Origin of the sequence: Lentzea xinjiangensis (genome assembly GCF_900110955.1) — a bacterium.
GTDB lineage: Bacteria > Actinomycetota > Actinomycetes > Mycobacteriales > Pseudonocardiaceae > Lentzea > Lentzea xinjiangensis.
This window is the reverse complement of the sequence record NZ_FOFR01000026.1, coordinates 14,671-34,609: the sequence shown is the minus strand read 5'-3', so window position 1 is coordinate 34,609 and position 19,939 is coordinate 14,671. Positions and strand designations below refer to the sequence as shown.

Below are 19,939 nucleotides of genomic sequence, written 5' to 3'. Positions count from 1 at the left end.
GAATTTGCGGCCATATTCGGCCGTCCCCCTGTCGGACGGGTTTCGTGACCGTTACAGTCCCGGTTCTGGGAGCGCTCCCAGTTCACCTACCCGTCATCGGAGGCTCACGTGCACAGTCGCCTGCGCAGAGCTGTGACCGCCACTCTCGCCGCCGTGCTCGCGGCGACGGCCGGCCCACTGGTGTCACCCTCGGCGGCCGCGCCCGCGTTCAACTACGCGGAGGCGCTGCAGAAGTCCATCTGGTTCTATGACGCCCAGCGGTCGGGGGCGCTGCCGGCGGGCAACCGCGTGAGCTGGCGGGGCGACTCCGCGCTGCGCGACGGCGCCGACGCCGGGCTCGACCTCTCCGGTGGCTTCTACGACGCCGGCGACCACGTGAAGTTCGGCCTGCCCTTCGCGTTCAGCATGTCGATGCTCGCCTGGGGCGCAGTGGCGAACCGGGACGCGTACGCGAGCTCCGGCCAGCTCCCGCACCTCCTGGCGAACCTGAAGCACGGCACGGACTGGATCATCAAGGCGCACCCGTCCCCGAACGTCGTCTACGGCCAGGTCGGCGCGGGCAACCCCGACCACGCCTGGTGGGGCTCGGCGGAGGTCATGCCGATGGCACGTCCGTCGTACAAGGTGGACGCCTCCTGCCCCGGCTCGGACCTGGCGGGCGAGTACGCGGCGGCGACGGCGTCGGCCTCGATGGTCTTCAAGGACACCGACCCCGCCTACGCGGCCACCCTGCTCACGCACGCCAAGCAGCTCTACGCCTTCGCGGACACCTACCGCGGCAAGTACAGCTCGTGCATCACCGACGCCGCGAGCTTCTACAACTCGTGGAGCGGCTACCAGGACGAGCTGGTGTGGGGCGCGATCTGGCTGCACCGCGCCACCGGTGACGCGAGCTACCTGGACAAGGCCAAGGCGGAGTACCAGAAGCTCGGCACCGAACCGCAGAGCGCGGAACGCTCTTACAGGTGGACCATCGCCTGGGACGACAAGTCCTACGGCGCCTACGTCCTGATGGCCCAGCTCACCGGCGAGCAGACCTACATCACCGATGCCAACCGCTGGCTGGACTTCTGGACGACCGGGTACAACGGCAACCGGGTGCGTTACTCCCCCGGGGGCCAAGCGGTGCTCGACAGCTGGGGATCGCTGCGGTACGCCGCCAACACCGCGTTCGCCGCGCTGACCTACTCGGACTGGCTGTCCACACGCGACAGCGCACGCGCCAGGACCTACCACGACTTCGGCGTGCGGCAGATCAACTACGCCCTCGGCGACAACCCCCGCAACTCGAGCTACGTCGTCGGATTCGGCGCCAACCCTCCGCGCAACCCGCACCACCGCACCGCGCACGGCTCGTGGGCCGACACCATCCAGGAGCCCGCTGTCAGCCGGCACGTCCTCTACGGCGCGTTGGTCGGCGGCCCCAGCACCAACAACGACGCCTACACCGACAACCGCAGCGACTACGTGATGAACGAGGTCGCGCTCGACTACAACGCCGGCTTCACCGGCGCCCTCGCCCGGCTCTACCGGGAGTTCAGCGGCACACCGCTGGCGAGCTTCCCCCCGGCGGAGGTCCCGGACGGTCCCGAGCTCACCGTCCAGGCGTCGGTGAACCAGAGCGCCGCCCAGTTCACCGAGGTCAAGGCGTTCGTGCTCAACAAGACCGCCTGGCCGGCGCGGACCTTCAACGGCTCGTTGCGCTACTACTTCACGCTCGACGGCGCCACCACGCCGAGCCAGATCACCGTCACCACGAACTACAACCAGTGCGGTGCGGCGAGCGCGCCGGTGCAGCACAGCGGCTCCGTGTACTACGTGGACATCCCGTGTCCCGGTGTGGCCCCGGCCGGGCAGTCCGCCCACCGCAAAGAGGTCCAGTTCCGGATCACCAGCGCCGGCACCTGGGACCCGTCCAACGACTGGTCGCACACCGGCCTCGGCAGCGGCAACACCGTCCTGCAGACCGACCGGATCGTCCTGCGCCAGGACGGGAAGACCCTGTGGGGCGCCGAGCCGTCCGGCGGCGCCGAGGACAGCGAGCCGCCGACCGTCCCCACCGGACTGACCGTCGCCGGTACCGGCAGCACCAGCGTCACGCTGAGCTGGGCCGCCTCGGCCGACAACCTCGGCGTCACCGGGTACGACGTCCTCTCCGGGACCACCGTCGCCGAGTCGACGACGACGACCAGCCTGCGGCTCACTGGCCTCACCCCGGACACGCAGTACTCGTTCTCGGTGCGCGCGAGGGACGCGGCGGGCAACGTCTCCGCCGCCGGCACACCGGTCACCACCCGGACGTTGCCCGGTCCCGCGAGCACGCTCTCGGTGCAGCACAGGGGCAGCGGCGCGGCCACGTCGAGCCAGATCGGTGCCACGCTCCAGCTGACCAACGGCGGCACGACACCGGTCAGCCTCGCCACGACGACGATCAGGTACTGGTTCACCGGCGACGCGCCGCAGGCGGGCTACCAGGTGTGGTGCGACTGGGCCCGGATCGGGTGCGCCACCGTGCAGACCAAGGTGGTCAGGCTGCCCACCGCCCGTCCCGGAGCGGACGCCTACCTGGAGGTGTCCTTCACCTCCGGCAGCCTCGCCGCGGGGGCGAGCACGGGCGACATCCAGGTCAGGGCCGCGAAGTCCGACTGGTCCGCCTTCAACCAGGCCGACGACCACAGCTACCGGGTGAACGACGCCCTCACCGACTTCGACCGGGTCACCGCCCACACCGGCGGCACCCTCGCGTGGGGCGCGGAGCCCTGACAGACATCGGGGCGGGACGTTCTGCGCGCTCAGGCGTCCCGCGCCGAACCAGCACCGGCCAGTGGCCGGCTCCTGCCGCGTCCCCGGCACAGCGGCGTGCCGGGGACGCGCTCTCACGGAATGGCACGTGTCGTTCCGCACGTACGGTCTGACGCTCGCTGACTCCTACGATGAGCGGCATGACGGAGATTGACCGGCAGCGACGGCCCGGCCCGCGGATCGAGGAGGTGGCTCGACTCGCCGGGGTGTCCAAGTCGACGGTCTCCAGGGTGATCAACGGCGAGCAGTACGTGAGCGCCAAGGCCCGCGACGCCGTGCACACCGCGATCACCCACCTCAGGTACAGCCCGAACCAGGCGGCCCGCTCCCTCGCGGGGAGCAAGGCGAACGCCATCGCGCTGATCGTCTCCGAGCAGGGCAGCAGGGTGCTGGGCGACCCGTTCTTCGCCGGGATGCTGCGCGGGGTGCACGCGGAACTGGCCGGGCGGCACGTCCAGCTGCTGCTCGTGCTGAGCCAGCCCCGCGACCACGACGACCTGCTGTCCTACCTGGCGAGCGGTCACGCCGACGGCGCGCTGCTGGTGAGCCTGCACGGCGACGACCCGTTGCCGCGCCGGTTGCACGAGATCGGCCTTCCGGTCGTGGCCTGCGGCCGTCCGCTCGGCGCCAGCGCCGTGCCGTTCGTGGACTCGGACAACTTCACCGGCGGCCTCGACGCCGTGCGGCACCTGGTCTCACTCGGCCGCACCAGGATCGCGACCGTCACCGGCCCGCGCGACATGGCGGCGGGCATCGACCGGCTCAGCGGCTGGCGGCGGGGCCTCGCCGAGGCGGAGCTGCCCGACGACCTCGTGGCGGAGGCCGACTTCACGCCGGAGAGCGGCGCCCGCGCGATGACCGAGCTGCTCGACCGCGCCCCCGACGTCGACGCCGTGTTCGTCGCCGCCGACATCACCGCCGTGGGGGTGCTGCAGGTGCTGCACGCCCGCGGCAAGCAGGTCCCCGAGGACGTGGCCGTCGTCGGGTTCGACGACTCGCTACTCGCCTCGACCGCGACCCCGCCGCTCACCACGGTTCGGCAGGACATCGAACAGCTCGGCCGCACGATGACCTGGCGGCTGCTGGGCGAGTTGGCCGGCGAGACCGGTTTGCCGCCGTCGTTGCTGCTGCCCACCTCCCTGGTCCGGCGCGCCAGCGCCTAGCGCTGTCCGTGCCGGAGGCAGCACGCAGTGTTAACCCAAAGGACACAATTCCGGGAACGCTCCCAGTTGTCCCAACTGTGACCTGAGCCGCAAATCGCGAGGTCACTGGGTTCGACGACCCCCAAAAGCCCTGGGTACCCGGCGGGGTGTGTCTTGACACACTCTCGAAGCCAGTACGACACTCCCCTGCATCTGGGAGCGCTCCCAGAACCCGCCGCCGAGACCAGAGGAGTTCTCCCGTGCGACACCGTTGGATCAGCGTGCTGATCTGTGCCGCCGTGTCCGCCGCCGCCACCACAGCGTGCGGATCAGGCGGGGCCAGCCAGTCCGCAGACGGAAAGACCGAGCTGACGATCGCCACGTTCAACGAGTTCGGCTACGAAGAGCTGTTCAAGGAGTACGAGGCGGCTCACCCGGACGTCAAGATCACGCAGCGCAAGACCGGGCAGGGCCAGCCGCACCACCAGAACCTGTTCACCAAGCTGGGCGCGGGCTCCGGTCTCGCGGACATCGAGGGCGTCGAAGAGGGCTACCTCAGCCAGGTGATGTCGAAGTCCGGGCAGTTCAACGATCTCAAGGAGATCGGCCCGAAGATCGAGGACAACCGCTGGCTGCAGTGGAAGACCGACGCGATCACCTCGAAGGACGGCAAGCTGATCGGCTACGGCACCGACATCGGTCCGCTGGCCATGTGCTACCGCAAGGACCTCTTCGCGCAGGCCGGCCTGCCGTCCGACCCGGAGGGCGTGAAGGCGCTCTTCGCGACGTGGGACAGCTACTTCGCCGCCGGTGACCAGTTCGTCGCGAAGGTTCCCGGCGTGGCGTGGTTCGACAGCGCGGCCCAGGTCTACAACGCCATGCACAACCAGCTCGCGACGGGCTACTACGACGAGTCCGACAAGCTGGTCGTGGACACCAACGCCGACATCAAGAAGGACTGGAACGCGGTGACCGCCGCGGTCGGCAAGGGACAGTCGGCGCGGCTCTCGGCCTTCAGCCCCGAGTGGAACACCGGCTTCAAGCTCGGCAAGTTCGCCACCAAGACCTGTCCGTCGTGGATGCTCGGCGTGGTCGAGACCCAGGCCGGTCCCGAGAACAAGGGCAAGTGGGCGGTCACCGACGCGTTCCCGAACGGTGGCGGCAACTGGGGCGGCTCGTACCTGACCGTGCCGAAGCAGAGCAAGAACGCGAAGAAGGCCGCCGAGCTCGCCGCCTGGCTGACCGCGCCGGAGCAGCAGATCAAGGCGTTCAAGGCCAAGGGCACCTTCCCCAGCCAGGTCAAGGCGCTCGACGCGCCGGAGCTGCTGGAGCAGACCAACGCCTACTTCGGTGACGTGAAGGCCGGCGCGCTGTTCTCCACGCAGGCCAAGAAGATCAAGGCCGCGCAGTACAAGGGCCCGGCCGACGGTCAGATCCAGGAGACGGTGTTCAGCCCGGCGCTGCAGTCGGTCGAGCAGGGCAAGAACTCCGAGGAAGCCTGGAAGGCCGCTGTCGAGGGCGCTCAGAAGGCTGCCAAGTAGTGACGGCCACTCTCTCCAAGGTGGACCGCGGGCGAGCACCCGAAGCTCGCCCGCGGCCTCCGCGGCGGTACCTGCTGTCCAACGTGGACGCCAAGGTCTCGCCGTACCTGTTCGTCGCGCCGTTCTTCGTGCTGTTCGGCGCGATCGGGCTGTTCCCGTTGCTCTACACGGCCTACGTCTCGCTCTTCGACTGGGAGGTCGGGGCGGACGACCCGGCCTTCATCGGCCTGGAGAACTACCGGACGCTGTTCGAGGACGACCAGTTCTGGAACGCGCTGTTCAACACGTTCAGCATCTTCCTGCTCTCGAGCGTCCCGCAGATCATCGTGGCGGTGGTGATCGCCGCGCTGCTGAACGCCAACCTGCGCGCCCGCACCGGCTGGCGGATGGGTGTCCTGCTGCCCTACGTCGCGAGCCTCGTGGCGTTGACGATCATCTTCGGCAACCTGTTCGGCCCGCAGTACGGCCTCGTCAACGACGTGCTCGGCCTGATCGGCATCGACCCGATCGACTGGCAGGCCAGCACCTTCGGCAGCCACGTCGCCATCGCGTCGATGGTCAACTGGCGGTGGACCGGCTACAACGCGCTGATCATCCTCGCCGCGATGCAGGCCATCCCGCGCGACGTGTACGAGGCGGCGCTGGTGGACGGCGCGAGCCCGTTGCGGCGGTTCTTCAGCATCACGCTCCCGATGCTCAAGCCCACGCTGATCTTCGTGATCGTCACCTCGACGATCGGCGGCCTGCAGATCTTCACCGAGCCGAAGCTGTTCGAGCCCTCCGGCGGCAGCGGCGGTGGGTCGGAGCACCAGTACCAGACCGTCGTGCTCTACCTCTACCAGTCCGCCTTCCAGGGTCTCGACCTCGGCTACGCCTCCGCCATCGCGTGGGTGCTGTTCCTGGTCGTGATCGGTGTCGCGGTCCTCAACTTCTTCCTCACCAGGAGGGCCGTCCGATGATGAAACGACCGTCCTTCGCGATCTACGGCATCCTCGCCGCGTTCGTGCTCGGCTCCGCCTTCCCGTTCTACTGGTCGTTCCTCGTCGCGAGCCGCGACAACTCGGTGCTGACCGGCGACTTCACGCTGGTTCCCGGCGGCAACTTCTTCGCCAACGCGGCGCGGGTCTTCGACACGGTCCCGTTCTGGAAGGCGCTGGCCAACAGCTTCATCGTGTCCGGCACCGTGACGTTCTCGGTGGTGCTGCTGTCGACGCTCGCCGGCTTCGCGTTCGCCAAGCTGAAGTTCCGCGGCCGTGGGGTGCTGTTCCTCTTCGTGGTGGCGACGCTCGCGGTGCCGACCCAGCTCGGCATCATCCCGCTGTACATGGCGATGGCCGAGTTCGGCTGGGCCGGCGAGCTGGAAGCCGTGATCGTGCCGAACCTCGTCACGGCGTTCGGCGTGTTCTGGATGCGGCAGTACCTCGTCGACGCCATCCCCGACGAGCTCGTCGAGGCCGCGCGCATGGACGGGTGCAGCCTGTGGCGCGCGTTCTGGCACGTCGCCCTGCCCGCCGCCCGGCCGGCCGCCGCGATGCTGGGCGTGTTCACCTTCATGCAGTCCTGGAACGACTTCCTGTGGCCGCTGGTCGTGCTCAACGCCGACAACCCGACGTTGCAGGTCGCGCTGGAGAAGCTCCAGAGCGGTTACTACGTCGACTACTCGCTCGTCCTCGCCGGAACCACGCTCGCGACGGTTCCGGTGCTCATCGTCTTCCTCGTGCTCGGGCGGCAGATCGTCGCCGGTGTGATGCAGGGCGCCGTCAAGGGGTGAAAATGGAGAACATTGTTTTCCCGCAGGGATTTCTGTGGGGAGCCGCGACCGCGGCGTTCCAGGTGGAAGGTGCGACCGGCGTGGACGGCCGCACCGACTCCATCTGGGACGCGTTCTGCCGGGTGCCCGGCAAGGTCGTCGGCGGCGACTGCGGCGAACCCGCTGCCGACCACTACCGGCGGTTCGAGCAGGACGTCGCCATGATGGCGGACCTCGGGCTCAAGGCCTACCGGTTCTCGATCGCCTGGCCGCGGGTGCGGCCGGACGGCGGTGAGGTGAACCAGGCGGGGCTCGACTTCTACAAGCGGCTCATCGACACGTTGCTGGCGCACGACATCGTGCCGTGGCCGACGCTGTACCACTGGGACCTGCCGCAGAAGCTGGAGGAGGCGGGCGGCTGGGCGTCGCGCGACACCGCGTTCCGGTTCGCCGAGTACGCGGCCGCCACCGTCGAGGCGCTCGGTGACCGGGTCGGCACCTGGACGACGTTGAACGAGCCGTGGTGCTCGGCGTTCCTCGGCTACGCGGCCGGTGTCCACGCGCCCGGCCGCACGGAGCCCAAGGCCGCCGTCGCCGCGGTGCACCACCTGCTGCTCGGGCACGGCCTCGCGGCCGACACCATCCGCGCCGCGAAGCCGGACGCCAAGGTGGGCATCACGCTCAACATGTACCCGATCATCCCGGTGGACCCCGGCAACCCGGCGGACCTCGACGTCGCGCGCAGGCTCGACGGGCTGCAGCAGCGGATCTTCCTGGACCCGCTGCTGCGCGGCGAGTACCCGGCCGACATCGTGGCGGACCTGGAGCCGTTCGGGTTCAGCGAGCACGTGCACGACGGCGACCTCGACATCATCTCGGGGCCGATGGACATGCTCGGCGTCAACTACTACACCGAGCACTACGTCAGCTCGTCGCCGAACGGCAGCGAGCCGGGCCCGTCGCCGTGGGTCGGCGTGCAGCACGCCTCGTTCCCCCGCCGTGACGCCCCCAGGACCGACATGGACTGGGAGGTCCGGCCGGACGGGCTCACCGCCGTGCTGCTGCGGGTGCACCACGACTACCCGCGGCTCCCGCTCTACATCACCGAGAACGGCGCCGCGTTCCGCGACGACTTCACCGGCTCCGGTGCGATCGACGACGTCGACCGCACCGGCTACATCGCCTCGCACCTGCGCGCCGCCCACGCGGCGATCGAGGCGGGCGTCGACCTGCGCGGCTACTTCTGCTGGTCGCTGCTGGACAACTTCGAGTGGGCCGAGGGGTACGCGAAGAGGTTCGGCATCGTCCACGTCGACTACGCCACCCAGATCCGCACGCCGAAGATGAGTGCGAGGTGGTTCAGCAGGGTGGCGCGTGACAACGCGCTGGTCGCCACCTCATGACGGAAGGCAGGAGTCGACGCCCCGGCCCGCGCATCGAGGAGGTCGCGCGCGTGGCCGGGGTGTCGAAGTCCACGGTCTCCAGGGTGATCAACGGCGAGAAGTACGTGAGCGACCGGTCCCGCCAGTCGGTGCACCGGGCCATCGCGATGCTCGGGTACAGCCCGAACCACGCCGCGCGCACCCTGGCGGGCAGCAAGGCGAACGCCATCGCGCTGGTGATCTCCGAGCAGGGCAGCCGGGTGCTCGCCGACCCGTTCTTCGCCGGCGTGCTGCGCGGGGTGCACGCCGAGCTGGCCGGGCGGCACGTCCAGCTCCTGCTGATGATGAACCAGCCGCTCGACGGCGAGCACCAGGTCGCCTACCTGACCGGCGGGCACGTCGACGGCGCGCTCGTGGTGAGCCTGCACGGCGAGGACCCGCTGCCCAGGACGTTGCACGAGACGGGGCTGCCCATCGTGGTGGGCGGCCGTCCGCTCGCGGGCGGCGCCGTCCCGTTCGTCGACTCCGACAACTTCAACGGCGCGCTGGGAGCCGTGCGGTTCCTCATCTCGCTCGGCCGCGAGAAGATCGCCACGATCGCCGGTCCGCGCGACATGGCGGTCGGCATGGACCGGCTCAGCGGCTGGCGGTGCGGGCTCGCCGAGCACGGCATGCCCGTGGACCTGGTGGTGCACAGCGACTTCACGCCCGAGAGCGGCGCGCTCGCGATGGAGGAGCTGCTGCGCAGGGCGCCCGATCTCGACGCGGTCTTCGTCGCCGCGGACATCATGGCGCTCGGCGCGCTGCGGGTGCTCCAGCAGCAGGGTCACCGGATCCCCGACGACGTCGCGGTGGTGGGGTTCGACGACTCCGTGCTCGCGTCGACCGCCACCCCGCCCCTCACCACGGTGCGGCAGGACGTCGAGCAGCTCGGCCGCACGATGACCTGGCGCCTGCTCGCCGAGCTCGCCGGCGAGGACAAGCTGCCGCTGTCGATGCTGCTGCCCACGTCGTTCGTGCGCCGGTCGAGCGCGTGAGCCGCCGCCGCGCCGACCCGCGCGGCCGCTCGCGGCGGCCGGTGGGTCAGACGCGGCGGAGAGGACTGCGGATCAGACCGTGGCGGCGGCGCGGGAGGCCAGGCCCTCGAGCACACCGGACAGCTTCTCGGTGACCTCGGGGTCGTCGACCGGGTGGAGCTCGGCGAAGCGCACCACGGAGCTCGGGATCGAGAGGGTCAGGTCCTCGGCGACCTCGGCACCGGCGATCCGGACGGCCTTGCGGGCCTCGTCCTGCGCCCACACGCCGCCGTACTGGCCGAACGCGGTGCCGACGACGGCCACCGGCTTGCCGTTGAGGGCGCCGGCGCCGTAGGGGCGCGACAGCCAGTCGATGGCGTTCTTCAGCACGGCGGGGATGGTGCCGTTGTACTCGGGCGAGACCAGCAGCAGGGCGTCGGCCTCGGCGGTGGCCTCCCGCAGCCTCGCCGCGGCGGCCGGGACGCTGCCCTCGGCGTCGATGTCCTCGTTGTAGAACGGCACGGTGTCCAGACCTTCGAACAGGCTCACCTCGACGTGCTCCGGCGCGATGTGGACGGCGGCCTCAGCAAGCCTGCGGTTGTGCGATCCGGAACGGAGGCTGCCGACGAGGGTGAGGATGCGGACGGCCATGAGAGCGACTCCTGGTGTCGTGACTGTGGCGGAACAATCCCCCACGTAAACGGGACGCGGCCCGGTTATCTTCCGGTTAGGCTGGCCAGGTGATCGAGAGCACACCTCTGCCGCTCGCGGAGCCGGAGAAACACCTGCGTGCGGACGCGGTGCGCAACCGGGCGCTGCTGCTGGAGGCCGCGGCCCGGCTGGCGGAGGAACGCGGCGCGGCGGCGATCACGATGGAGGCGGTGGCCGCGGCGGCCGGGGTCGGCAAGGGCACGGTGTCGCGCCGCTTCGGCGACCGCAACGGGCTGTTGCAAGCCCTGCTGGACCACTCGGAGCGGCGGTTCCAGGAGTCGTTCCTCAGCGGACCGCCACCGCTGGGGCCCGGCGCCACGGCCGCGGCGAGGCTCCGGGCGTTCGGCCCGGCGCTGCTGCGCCACGAGCACGCCCACCACGACCTGTACCTGGCGGCAGAGCCCTCGGCCGCCCGCCGGTTCGCGGTCCCGGCCAGGCAGGTGCGCCACCGGCACGTGGCCGTGCTGGTGGCGGCCGTCCTCCCGGACGCCGACGCCGAACTGCTGGCGCACACGCTGCTGTCGTCGGTGGACGTCGTCCTGGTCGACCACCTCGCCCGCGGCCACGGCGTGTCCCCGGCACGGGTGGAGGCGGCGTGGCACGGCCTGCTCGACCGGCTCCTGGCCTGACCACCCGGCGGAGCGAAGTCCTGCGGGACAAGGAAAAGCACGCCGGCACCGCCGAATCGAGTCGAATCGACCATCGAACGGCACCGGTGACCGAACGGGTCTTGTAGCCGTCGCCGGACTCGCCTTACGGTCCCTGGGAGCGCTCCCAGAACGACCGTCGACGAGGACGGAGAACCTCATCACCATGAGATCGCAACCCCCACGCCTGCTCGCCGCGAGCCTGCTCGTGGCGCTCACCGCGTCCCCGCTCGCCGCGTCCCCGCTCGCCGCGCCCGCGGTGGCGGCGGCCGAGTACGAACGCGTGCTCAACGGAGCGTTCGACACCGGGTCCGCCGACCCCTGGTGGAGCGGCGCCGGAGTGACGAACCGGGTCACCGGCGGCGAGCTCTGCGCGTCGGTCACCGGCGGCACCGCGAACCCCTGGGACGCCCTGATCGGGCAGAACGGTGTCCCGTTCGAGAGCGGGCAGTCCTACACCTTCTCGTTCGACGCCCACGCCACGACGGCGCAGCCCGTCACGGCCGCGGCGGGCGAGAGCGTCAGCCCGTACCGCGGGATCGCGAGCCAGACGTTCACGCTCTCCCCCGCCAAGCAGCGCTTCACGTTCACCTTCACGTCCACTTTGGACTTCCCGGACGCGGGCAACGGCCAGGTGGCCTTCCAGCTCGGCGGCCAGTCGTTCGACAACACGATCTGCGTGGACAACGTCTCGCTGGTCGGCGGCGTGAAGCCGCCCGGCGGCGTGAACCCCAACCCCACCAGGAAGGTCCAGGTCGACCTGGCGGCCTACGTGCCGGGCCTGCCCAAGCGGGCGACGCTCGTCTCCACGGCCACGACGCCGCAGCAGTGGACGCTCAAGAACTCGGCGGGCGCCGCGGTGGCCACCGGGCAGACCACGCCCAAGGGCGCGGACGCGACGTCCGGCGACTCGGTGCACCTGATCGACTTCTCGTCGTACGACACGGCCGGTACCGGGTACACGCTGTCGGTCGGCGAGGACAGCAGCTTCCCGTTCGACATCTCCGCGGACCCGGTCAAGCGGCTGCGCTACGACTCGCTCGCGTTCTTCTACCACCAGCGCAGCGGCACGCCGATCGAGGCGCGGTACGTCGGGGACGAGTACGCGCGTCCCGCCGGCCACGTCAACGTCGCGCCCAACCAGGGTGACAACAACGTGCCGTGCCGGGCCGACCTCGCCTGCGGCTACACGCTCGACGTGCGCGGCGGCTGGTACGACGCCGGCGACCACGGCAAATACGTGGTGAACGGCGGCATCGCGACGTGGCAGCTCCTCAACGCCTACGAGCGCGCCGTCCGGATCGGTGACGCGTCGGCGTTCGCCGACGGCACGATGAACATCCCGGAGAAGGCCAACGGCGTGCCGGACCTCCTCGACGAGGCGCGCTGGGAGGCCGACTTCCTGCTCAAGATGCAGGCGCCGGACGGCATGGCCCACCACAAGATCCACGATGCCAACTGGACGGCCCTGCCCACCCGCCCCGAGCTGGACGACCAGCCGCGCCGGCTGTCCGCGACCAGCACCGCCGCGACGCTGAACCTGGCCGCGGTCGCCGCGCAGGCCTCGCGGCTGTGGCAGGGCATCGACGCCACGTACTCCGCGACGCTGCTCACCGCGGCCCGCAAGGCGTACGCGGCGGCCAAGGCGAACCCGGCCAAGCTCGCCGACCCGAACGACGGCACCGGCGGTGGCGCCTACAGCGACAACACCGTCAGCGACGAGTTCTACTGGGCCGCGGCGGAGCTGTACGCGACCACCGGCGACACCGCCTACCGGACCGACGTGACCGCCTCGCCGCACTACCGGGCGGCCGGGCTGAGCCGGGCCGGCTTCTACTGGGGCGGCACGGCGCCGCTGGGTGACATCACGCTCGCCCTGGCGCCCAACGGCCTGCCCGCGGCGGACGTGGCGGCGATCAAGTCGGCGTTCGCCACGGTCGCGGACCAGCACCTCGCGGCCATGGGGCAGATGGGCTACGCGGCGCCGTACGACAACAGCGTCGACGGGTACGTCTGGGGATCGAACTCCGCGGTCCTCAACAACGCGCAGGTGCTCGCCCTCGCCCACGACTTCACCGGTGCGGCGAAGTACCGCGACGGCGTGTTCGAGGCGTTGCACTACGTGCTCGGCCGCAACCCGCTCAGCACCTCGTACGTGGCGGGTTACGGCGAGCAGGCGATGCGCAACGCCCACCACCGGTTCTGGGCGAACCAGAACGACCCGTCCCTGCCGATCGCGCCGCCCGGATCGCTGTCCGGCGGCCCGAACAGCGCCCTGCAGGACCCGGTGGCCCAGCGCCTGCTCGCCGGCTGCCCGCAGCAGAAGTGCTGGGTGGACGACATCGGCGCCTACTCGCTGAACGAGGTGGCGATCAACTGGAACTCCGCTCTCGCGTGGGTCTCCGGCTGGGCCGCGGAGAAGTCGGGGACCTCCGTCCCGGCCTCGGACTGCCAGGTCGGCTTCACCGCCAACCGGTGGCAGAACGGGATGTCGGCGCAGGTGAAGATCACCAACACCGGCACGGCCGCGTGGCCCGCGTGGAAGCTCGCGTTCGCGCTGCCCGGCACCCAGCGGGTCACCTCCGGCTGGTCGGCGACCTGGAGCCAGACCGGGCAGGACGTGACGGCGGCCAGCGCGTCCTGGAACAGCGAGGTCGGGGCGGGCAAGTCCGTCTACATCGGATTCAACGCCTCCGGCGCCGGGACCGACCCGACCGCCTTCACCGTGAACGGCAGGACCTGCAAGACCGGCTGACCACCCGGCCGCACCAGGGATGCGCCCGCCGCCACGACAGTGGCGGCGGGCGCTCCTGCGTTCCGGCCTCGCCGACCTCGACCTGTGAGCGCTAACAGGAACTACCTGGCGTTATCCAGATGAAACTTGACGCGAAAGTTGTTAGCGATAACACTCGCCGCCTACAGCACTGTTGCCTGTCGGTGACATCGAGGAGAACTGATGAGGCTTGCCCGGATCGCGGTCACCACCGCACTCGCCGTCACCCTCGCCGCCTGCGGTTCGGCGGAGAAGACGGTCGACCAGCAGACCAGTTCGAGCGAGGGCGCGGTCGTGGGTGTCACCATGCCGACCCGGTCGTCGGAGCGCTGGATCCACGACGGCGACAACATCAAGAAGGCGCTCGAGGGCAAGGGCTACAAGGTCGACCTCCAGTACGCGGAGAACGACATCCCGACCCAGGCCAACCAGATCGAGAACCAGATCACCAGGGGCGCCAAGCTGCTGATCGTCGCCTCGATCGACGGCACCGCGATCACCTCGCAGCTCCAGCAGGCCGCCGACGCGAAGATCCCGGTGATCGCCTACGACCGCCTGATCCGCAAGAGCCCGAACGTCGACTACTACGCGACGTTCGACAACTTCAAGGTCGGCGTGGAGCAGGCGAACTCGCTGCTGGCCGGGCTGAAGACGCGCGGCGAGGGCCCGTTCAACATCGAGCTGTTCGCCGGGTCGCCGGACGACAACAACGCCACCTTCTTCTTCAACGGCGCGATGTCGGTGCTGCAGCCGCTGATCGACCAGGGCAAGCTCGTGGTGAAGTCGGGCCAGAAGGACTTCCGGACCGTCGCGATCCTGCGCTGGGACCCGGCGACCGCGCAGAAGCGGATGGAGGACCTGCTCACCTCGACCTACGGCGGCACCAAGGTCGACGGAGTCCTCTCCCCCTACGACGGCCTGTCGATCGGCATCCTGTCCGCGCTCAAGAGCAGCGGCTACGGCACCCCCGCCCAGGCCTACCCGATCGTGACCGGTCAGGACGCCGAGGTCGCCTCGGTGAAGTCGATCATCGCCGGTGAGCAGTACTCCACGATCCACAAGGACACCCGCCAGCTCGCCGAGGTCACCGTGAAGATGGCCGACGCGGTGCTCAAGGGCGGCAAGCCCGAGGTCAACAACACCAAGGACTACGACAACGGCAACAAGGTCGTGCCGGCGTTCCTGCTCCAGCCGGTCACCGTGGACAAGTCGAACTACCAGAAGGAACTGGTCGACTCCGGCTACTACACCGCCGACCAGCTCAGGTAGGCCCGGTGTCCGACGACGTCCTGGTGATGCGCGGCATCACCAAGAGGTTCGCGGGTGTCACCGCGCTGCACGAGGTCTCGTTGACCGTGCGGCGCGGTGAGATCCACGCGATCTGCGGCGAGAACGGCGCGGGCAAGTCCACGCTGATGAAGGTGCTGTCCGGGGTGCACCCGCACGGCACGTACGACGGCGAGATCCTCTTCGAGGGCGAGCCGTGCGTGTTCCACGGTGTGCGCGACAGCGAGCGGCGCGGCATCGTGATCATCCACCAGGAGCTGGCGCTGTGCGGCCAGCTCTCCATCGCGGAGAACCTGTTCCTGGGCAACGAGCGGGCGCGGCGCGGGTTCATCGACTGGAACCGCACGAACCACGAGGCCCAGGCGCTGCTCGACCGCGTGGGGCTGCGCGAGAACCCGACGACCCCCGTCGACGACCTCGGCGTCGGCAAGCAGCAGCTCGTCGAGATCGCCAAGGCGTTGTCCAAGGAGGTCAGCCTCCTGATCCTGGACGAGCCGACGGCCGCGCTCAACGACGACGACTCGCAGCACCTGCTCGACCTGCTCGACGGCCTGCGCGCGGAGGGCATCACCTCGGTGATCATCTCCCACAAGCTGGGCGAGGTCACCAGGATCGCCGACACCGTCACGGTGCTGCGCGACGGCAAGACGATCGAGACGCTGCCCGCGCGCGGGCTCAGCGAGGAACGCATCATCGCCGGCATGGTCGGGCGCGACCTGGAACACCGGTTCCCGCCGCGCACGCCCGACATCGGCGACGAGGTGCTGCGCATCGAGGGCTGGACCGTGCACAGCCCGGCCCAGCCGGACCGCAAGGTCGTCGACAACGCCACGCTGTCGTTGCGGCGCGGGGAGATCGTCGGTCTCGCCGGGCTGATGGGCGCCGGCCGCACGGAGCTCGCGATGAGCGTGTTCGGCCGCTCCTACGGCGTCGGCATCTCCGGGCGGGTGGTCAAGGACGGCCGGGAGATCGACACGCGCTCGGTGCGCGCCGCGATCCGCAACGGACTCGCGTACGTGAGCGAGGACCGCAAGCGGTACGGGCTCAACCTGATCGAGGGGGTGCAGCGCAACGTCTCCGCGGCGGCGCTGGGCAAGCTCTCCACCCGCGGCTGGGTCAACGAGAACGAGGAGTACACCGTCGCGGAGCGGTTCCGGCGCTCGATGGGCATCAGGACCTCCACCGTGTCGACGCCGACCGGCACGCTCTCGGGCGGCAACCAGCAGAAGGTCGTGCTGGCGAAGTGGATGTTCACCGACCCCGACGTGCTGATCCTCGACGAGCCGACGCGCGGCATCGACGTCGGCGCCAAGTACGAGATCTACTCGATCATCAACGAGCTCGCCGCCCAGGGCAGGGCCGTGCTGGTCATCTCCTCCGAGCTGCCGGAGCTCCTCGGCCTGTGCGACCGCGTGTACGCGCTGTCGGAAGGCCGCATCACCGGCGAGGTGAGCCGTGCAGAGGCCACGCAGGAACGCTTGATGCAATACATGACGCGAGGACAGAGCTCATGACCACGAAGACCGCGCCAGCCCCGGCCGCCGCTCCCCCGGCTCCGTCCCGACGGTTCTCGATCAACATGCGGCAGTCGGGCATCTACGTCGCGTTCGCGCTGATCGTCGTGCTGTTCACGGTGCTGACCGACGGCGCCCTGCTGCAGCCGCAGAACATCTCCAACATCATCGTGCAGAACTCCTACGTGCTGATCCTCGCGATCGGCATGATCCTGGTGATCATCGGCGGGCACATCGACCTCTCGGTCGGCTCGACCGTGGCGCTGACCGGCGCCATCTGCGCGGTGCTGACCGTCCAATGGGGACTGCCCTGGCCGGTGGCCGTGCTGCTGACGCTGCTCTCGGGCGCGCTCATCGGTGCGGCGCAGGGCTACTGGATCGCCTACTTCGGCATCCCGGCGTTCATCGTGACGCTGGCCGGCATGCTGGTGTTCCGGGCGCTCACCCTCACCACGCTGGGCAACCAGGGCATCGGGCCGTTCCCCGAGGAGATCCGATCGCTGTCGAACGGGTTCACGGGCGGCTACCTCGGCAACATCGGCCTCGGCCCGCTCGGTGGCGCCGACCTGGTGAGCCTGCTCGCCGGGGTCGCGTGCGTGGCCGGGTTCGGGCTCTCGCAGTGGCGCAAGCGCGCTGCCCGGCTCGGCTACGGCCAGACCGTCGACCCGATGCCCGTCTTCGTGCTGAAGATCGTGGGTGTGGCCGTCGTCGTGATGGCGGTCGTGGTGCAGCTCGCCCGGTTCCGCAACCTGCCGTGGGTGCTCGTGCTGCTCGCGGCGCTCGCGCTCGGCTACTCGCTGATGGCGAACAACTCCGTGTTCGGACGGCACATCTACTCGATCGGCGGCAACCTGCAGGCCGCCACGCTATCCGGTGTGAAGGTCAAGGCCGTCACGTTCTGGGTCTTCGTCAACATGGGCGTGCTGGCCGGCCTGGCCGGCGTGATCTTCGCCGGGCGGCTCAACCAGGCGGGTCCGACCGCGGGCACGGCCTTCGAGCTCGACGCCATCGCGGCCGCGTTCATCGGCGGTGCCGCGGTGCAGGGCGGGGTCGGCAAGGTGGTCGGCGCCATCACCGGTGGCCTGATCATGGGCGTGATCAACAACGGCATGTCGTTGATCGGCGCGCCCAGCGAACGCGTGATGCTCGTGAAGGGTCTCGTCCTGCTCGCGGCGGTCGCGTACGACGTCTGGACCAAGCGACGCGCCTGAGGTCTCCCACCCGGAAGGCGGACAACGGTGTTGCCATCCCTGCGTGCTGTCGGTGTCGTCCTGGCCGTGACGGCCACCCTGCTCCCAGTTCCCCCTGCCGCCGCCGAACCGCTCGTGCGGACCGCGGCGAACGCGGTGGTCGTGCCGAACATCGGCGACGTCCGCGGCCACCTCACCCTGCCCACCGCCGGCGAGAACGGCACGACGATCACGTGGCGGTCCTCCGACAGCCACGTGATCACCCCCACCGGTGAGGTGAGCCGCCCGCCCGCGGGCGGCAAGCCCGCCAAGGTCGTGCTGACGGCCGAGGTGAGCCGCGGGCACCGGAGCACCACCCGCGCGTTCGTCGCGACCGTCGCCCCGTTGCCCGTCGAGGAACCCTTGGCGGGCTACGGCTTCTTCTACTTCACCGGTGAGAGCAGCGCGATCGGCGAGCAGATCTACGCCGCCGCGAGCAACGGCGACAACCCGCTGGACTTCTCCGAGGTCAACAACGGCCGCCCGATCCTCAGGTCCAGCCTCGGCGAGCTGGGCGTGCGCGACCCGTTCATCCTGCGGTCCCCCGGCGGCGACAGGTTCTACCTGCTCGCCACCGATCTCAAGATCAACGGCGGCCGGGGCTGGGACGCGGCGCAGCGCACCGGCAGCCGGTCGATCATGGTGTGGGAGTCGGCCGACCTGAGGAACTGGTCGCGCCAGCGCAGCGTCCAGGTGTCACCTCCGACGGCGGGCAACACCTGGGCCCCGGAGGCCTTCTGGGACGCGAAGCGCGGCAGCTACGTCGTGTACTGGGCATCGAAGCTGTACGCGGAGAACGATCCCGGCCACACCGGCAACAGCTACAACCGGATGATGTACGCGACCACGCGTGACTTCGTGACGTTCAGCCCGGCGAAGGTGTGGATCGACCCGGGCTACTCGGTCATCGACTCGACGGTGATCGAGCACAACGGCACCTACTACCGCTACACCAAGGACGAGCGGAACAACTCGTCGACCTCGCCGTGCAGCAAGTTCATCACGGCGGAGAAGTCGACCGACCTGCTCGACCCGGACTACGACTTCGTCGCCGAGTGCATCGGCAAGGGCACCTCGACCAGCCCCGGCCTCTCCGCGGGCGAGGGCCCGACCGGGTTCAAGTCCAACACCGAGAACAAGTGGTACCTGTTCATCGACGAGTACGGCGGCCGCGGCTACGTGCCGTTCGAGACCACCGACCTCGCCTCCGGGAAGTGGACGATGTCGACCGGCGCCAGGCTGCCCGCCTCACCGAGGCACGGCACGGTCCTCCCGGTGACCCAGGCCGAGCTGAACCGCCTCACCGCCCCTCCTGCGCCGGTCAGGGCGGACAGCCGGGGACTCGTCGCGCACTGGCCGCTCAACGGTTCCGCGGCCGACGCGACCGGTCACGGCTACGACGGCGCGCTCGCCGGCAACGCCACGTGGTCCGACGGATCGCTGTTGTTGCGGGGCGGGCACGTCCAGCTTCCGAACAACCTGCTGACCGGCGCCGCGGCCGCCACCGTCTCCGCCGACGTGCTGGTGGATCCCGGCCAGCAGACGCCGTACTTCCTCTACGGTTTCGGCAACACCGCGCCGGACGGGACGGGCGACGGCTACCTGTTCAGCACCGGCGACAGCTACCGCGGCGCGATAGCCACCGGCAACTGGGCGACCGAGCAGGGCGTGAACTCCGGCCGTGCGCTGCCCCGCGGCGTCTGGAAGAACGTGGCGCTGACCCTCGGCAACGGCGTGGAGGTGCTCTACCTCGACGGCGTGGAGGTCGCCCGCAAGACCGGCGTCACCACCAAGCCGTCCGACCTCGGCGGCGGCATCACCACGGCCAACCAGCTCGGCAGATCGGTCTACGCGGCGGACAAGCCGTTCCTGGGCAGGATGAAGAACGTCCGCCTCCACAACCGCGCGCTCTCCGGCGCCGAGGTGGCGGCGCTGAGCGGCACCGCAGGTCCGCGATGAGGCCGGGATGCACCGGTCGCGAGTGGACGGTCGGAGCGGGACGCCGCGGGTGGGTGGGAACCCGTGGGCGGGGCCTCGCGCACCGGCACTCCGCCAACCCCGGCGCGAGCGGCCGGGAACCCGTGGCCGGCATCTCGCGCACCGCCACTCCCCCATCCCGCCACGGGCGGCCGGGAACCCGCGGTC

At 70.0% G+C, this 19,939-nt stretch carries 14 protein-coding genes; 13 read left to right on the top strand and 1 reads right to left on the bottom strand.

Annotated features, from left to right (window positions below; all coding sequences use genetic code 11):
- Positions 1–132: 132 nt before the first annotated feature.
- From BMW88_RS35770 to BMW88_RS35740, 7 genes are all read left to right on the top strand, one after another.
- The gene (locus BMW88_RS35770; RefSeq protein ID WP_245778286.1) at positions 133–2,763 is read left to right on the top strand and encodes a glycoside hydrolase family 9 protein; all 2,631 of its coding nucleotides are present in this window, start codon (positions 133–135) and stop codon (positions 2,761–2,763) included.
- A 179-nt stretch (positions 2,764–2,942) separates the two neighbouring features.
- Positions 2,943–3,965 (top strand): LacI family DNA-binding transcriptional regulator, encoded by a 1,023-nt coding sequence (locus BMW88_RS35765; protein WP_425434723.1) that lies wholly within the window; start codon positions 2,943–2,945, stop codon positions 3,963–3,965.
- 239 nt (positions 3,966–4,204) lie between these two features.
- The gene (locus BMW88_RS35760; protein ID WP_089959879.1) at positions 4,205–5,485 is read left to right on the top strand and encodes an ABC transporter substrate-binding protein; all 1,281 of its coding nucleotides are present in this window, start codon (positions 4,205–4,207) and stop codon (positions 5,483–5,485) included.
- A gap of 20 nt (positions 5,486–5,505) precedes the next feature.
- Positions 5,506–6,444 (top strand): carbohydrate ABC transporter permease, encoded by a 939-nt coding sequence (locus BMW88_RS35755; protein ID WP_245778285.1) that lies wholly within the window; start codon positions 5,506–5,508, stop codon positions 6,442–6,444.
- The gene (locus BMW88_RS35750) at positions 6,441–7,256 is read left to right on the top strand and encodes a carbohydrate ABC transporter permease (protein WP_089959874.1); all 816 of its coding nucleotides are present in this window, start codon (positions 6,441–6,443) and stop codon (positions 7,254–7,256) included. Before BMW88_RS35755 ends, BMW88_RS35750 begins: the two co-directional genes overlap by 4 nt.
- A 2-nt stretch (positions 7,257–7,258) precedes the next feature.
- A complete protein-coding gene (locus tag BMW88_RS35745) occupies positions 7,259–8,638 on the top strand; it encodes a GH1 family beta-glucosidase (protein WP_089959871.1) in 1,380 nt (459 codons plus the stop codon).
- Positions 8,635–9,654, top strand: coding sequence for a LacI family DNA-binding transcriptional regulator (locus BMW88_RS35740; RefSeq protein ID WP_089959869.1), 1,020 nt, complete (start codon positions 8,635–8,637; stop codon positions 9,652–9,654). Before BMW88_RS35745 ends, BMW88_RS35740 begins: the two co-directional genes overlap by 4 nt.
- Positions 9,655–9,726: 72 nt before the next feature.
- Here the strand turns inward: BMW88_RS35740 and BMW88_RS35735 are convergent, their stop codons facing one another.
- Positions 9,727–10,284, bottom strand: a complete 558-nt coding sequence (locus BMW88_RS35735; RefSeq protein WP_089959866.1) for an NADPH-dependent FMN reductase — start codon at positions 10,282–10,284, stop codon at positions 9,727–9,729.
- An 89-nt stretch (positions 10,285–10,373) separates the two neighbouring features.
- On the opposite strand from BMW88_RS35735, the gene BMW88_RS35730 reads away from it, so the two are divergent.
- The 6 genes from BMW88_RS35730 (at position 10,374) to BMW88_RS35705 (ending at position 19,753) form a co-directional block, all read left to right on the top strand.
- Positions 10,374–10,973, top strand: a complete 600-nt coding sequence (locus BMW88_RS35730) for a TetR/AcrR family transcriptional regulator (RefSeq protein ID WP_089959863.1) — start codon at positions 10,374–10,376, stop codon at positions 10,971–10,973.
- A gap of 184 nt (positions 10,974–11,157) precedes the next feature.
- Positions 11,158–13,746, top strand: coding sequence for a glycoside hydrolase family 9 protein (locus BMW88_RS35725; RefSeq protein WP_177221580.1), 2,589 nt, complete (start codon positions 11,158–11,160; stop codon positions 13,744–13,746).
- A 201-nt stretch (positions 13,747–13,947) separates the two neighbouring features.
- Positions 13,948–15,033 (top strand): multiple monosaccharide ABC transporter substrate-binding protein, encoded by a 1,086-nt coding sequence (chvE, locus tag BMW88_RS35720; protein ID WP_089959860.1) that lies wholly within the window; start codon positions 13,948–13,950, stop codon positions 15,031–15,033.
- A gap of 26 nt (positions 15,034–15,059) precedes the next feature.
- On the top strand, positions 15,060–16,565 hold the full coding sequence (mmsA, locus tag BMW88_RS35715) for a multiple monosaccharide ABC transporter ATP-binding protein (RefSeq protein ID WP_089960108.1): 1,506 nt from the start codon (positions 15,060–15,062) through the stop codon (positions 16,563–16,565).
- Positions 16,562–17,776, top strand: coding sequence for a multiple monosaccharide ABC transporter permease (gene mmsB, locus BMW88_RS35710; RefSeq protein ID WP_089959859.1), 1,215 nt, complete (start codon positions 16,562–16,564; stop codon positions 17,774–17,776). Before mmsA ends, mmsB begins: the two co-directional genes overlap by 4 nt.
- Positions 17,777–17,842: 66 nt before the next feature.
- Positions 17,843–19,753 (top strand): immunoglobulin-like domain-containing protein, encoded by a 1,911-nt coding sequence (locus BMW88_RS35705; protein WP_245778283.1) that lies wholly within the window; start codon positions 17,843–17,845, stop codon positions 19,751–19,753.
- Positions 19,754–19,939: the final 186 nt, after the last annotated feature.

Coding starts and splice junctions, on each gene's coding strand:
- BMW88_RS35735 (WP_089959866.1), bottom strand. CDS start 10,284: ATGGCCGTCCGCATCCTCACCCTCGTCGGCAGCCTCCGTTCCGGATCG.
- mmsA (WP_089960108.1), top strand. CDS start 15,060: ATGCGCGGCATCACCAAGAGGTTCGCGGGTGTCACCGCGCTGCACGAG.
- BMW88_RS35765 (WP_425434723.1), top strand. CDS start 2,943: ATGACGGAGATTGACCGGCAGCGACGGCCCGGCCCGCGGATCGAGGAG.
- BMW88_RS35745 (WP_089959871.1), top strand. CDS start 7,259: ATGGAGAACATTGTTTTCCCGCAGGGATTTCTGTGGGGAGCCGCGACC.
- BMW88_RS35725 (WP_177221580.1), top strand. CDS start 11,158: ATGAGATCGCAACCCCCACGCCTGCTCGCCGCGAGCCTGCTCGTGGCG.
- chvE (WP_089959860.1), top strand. CDS start 13,948: ATGAGGCTTGCCCGGATCGCGGTCACCACCGCACTCGCCGTCACCCTC.
- mmsB (WP_089959859.1), top strand. CDS start 16,562: ATGACCACGAAGACCGCGCCAGCCCCGGCCGCCGCTCCCCCGGCTCCG.
- BMW88_RS35750 (WP_089959874.1), top strand. CDS start 6,441: ATGATGAAACGACCGTCCTTCGCGATCTACGGCATCCTCGCCGCGTTC.
- BMW88_RS35740 (WP_089959869.1), top strand. CDS start 8,635: ATGACGGAAGGCAGGAGTCGACGCCCCGGCCCGCGCATCGAGGAGGTC.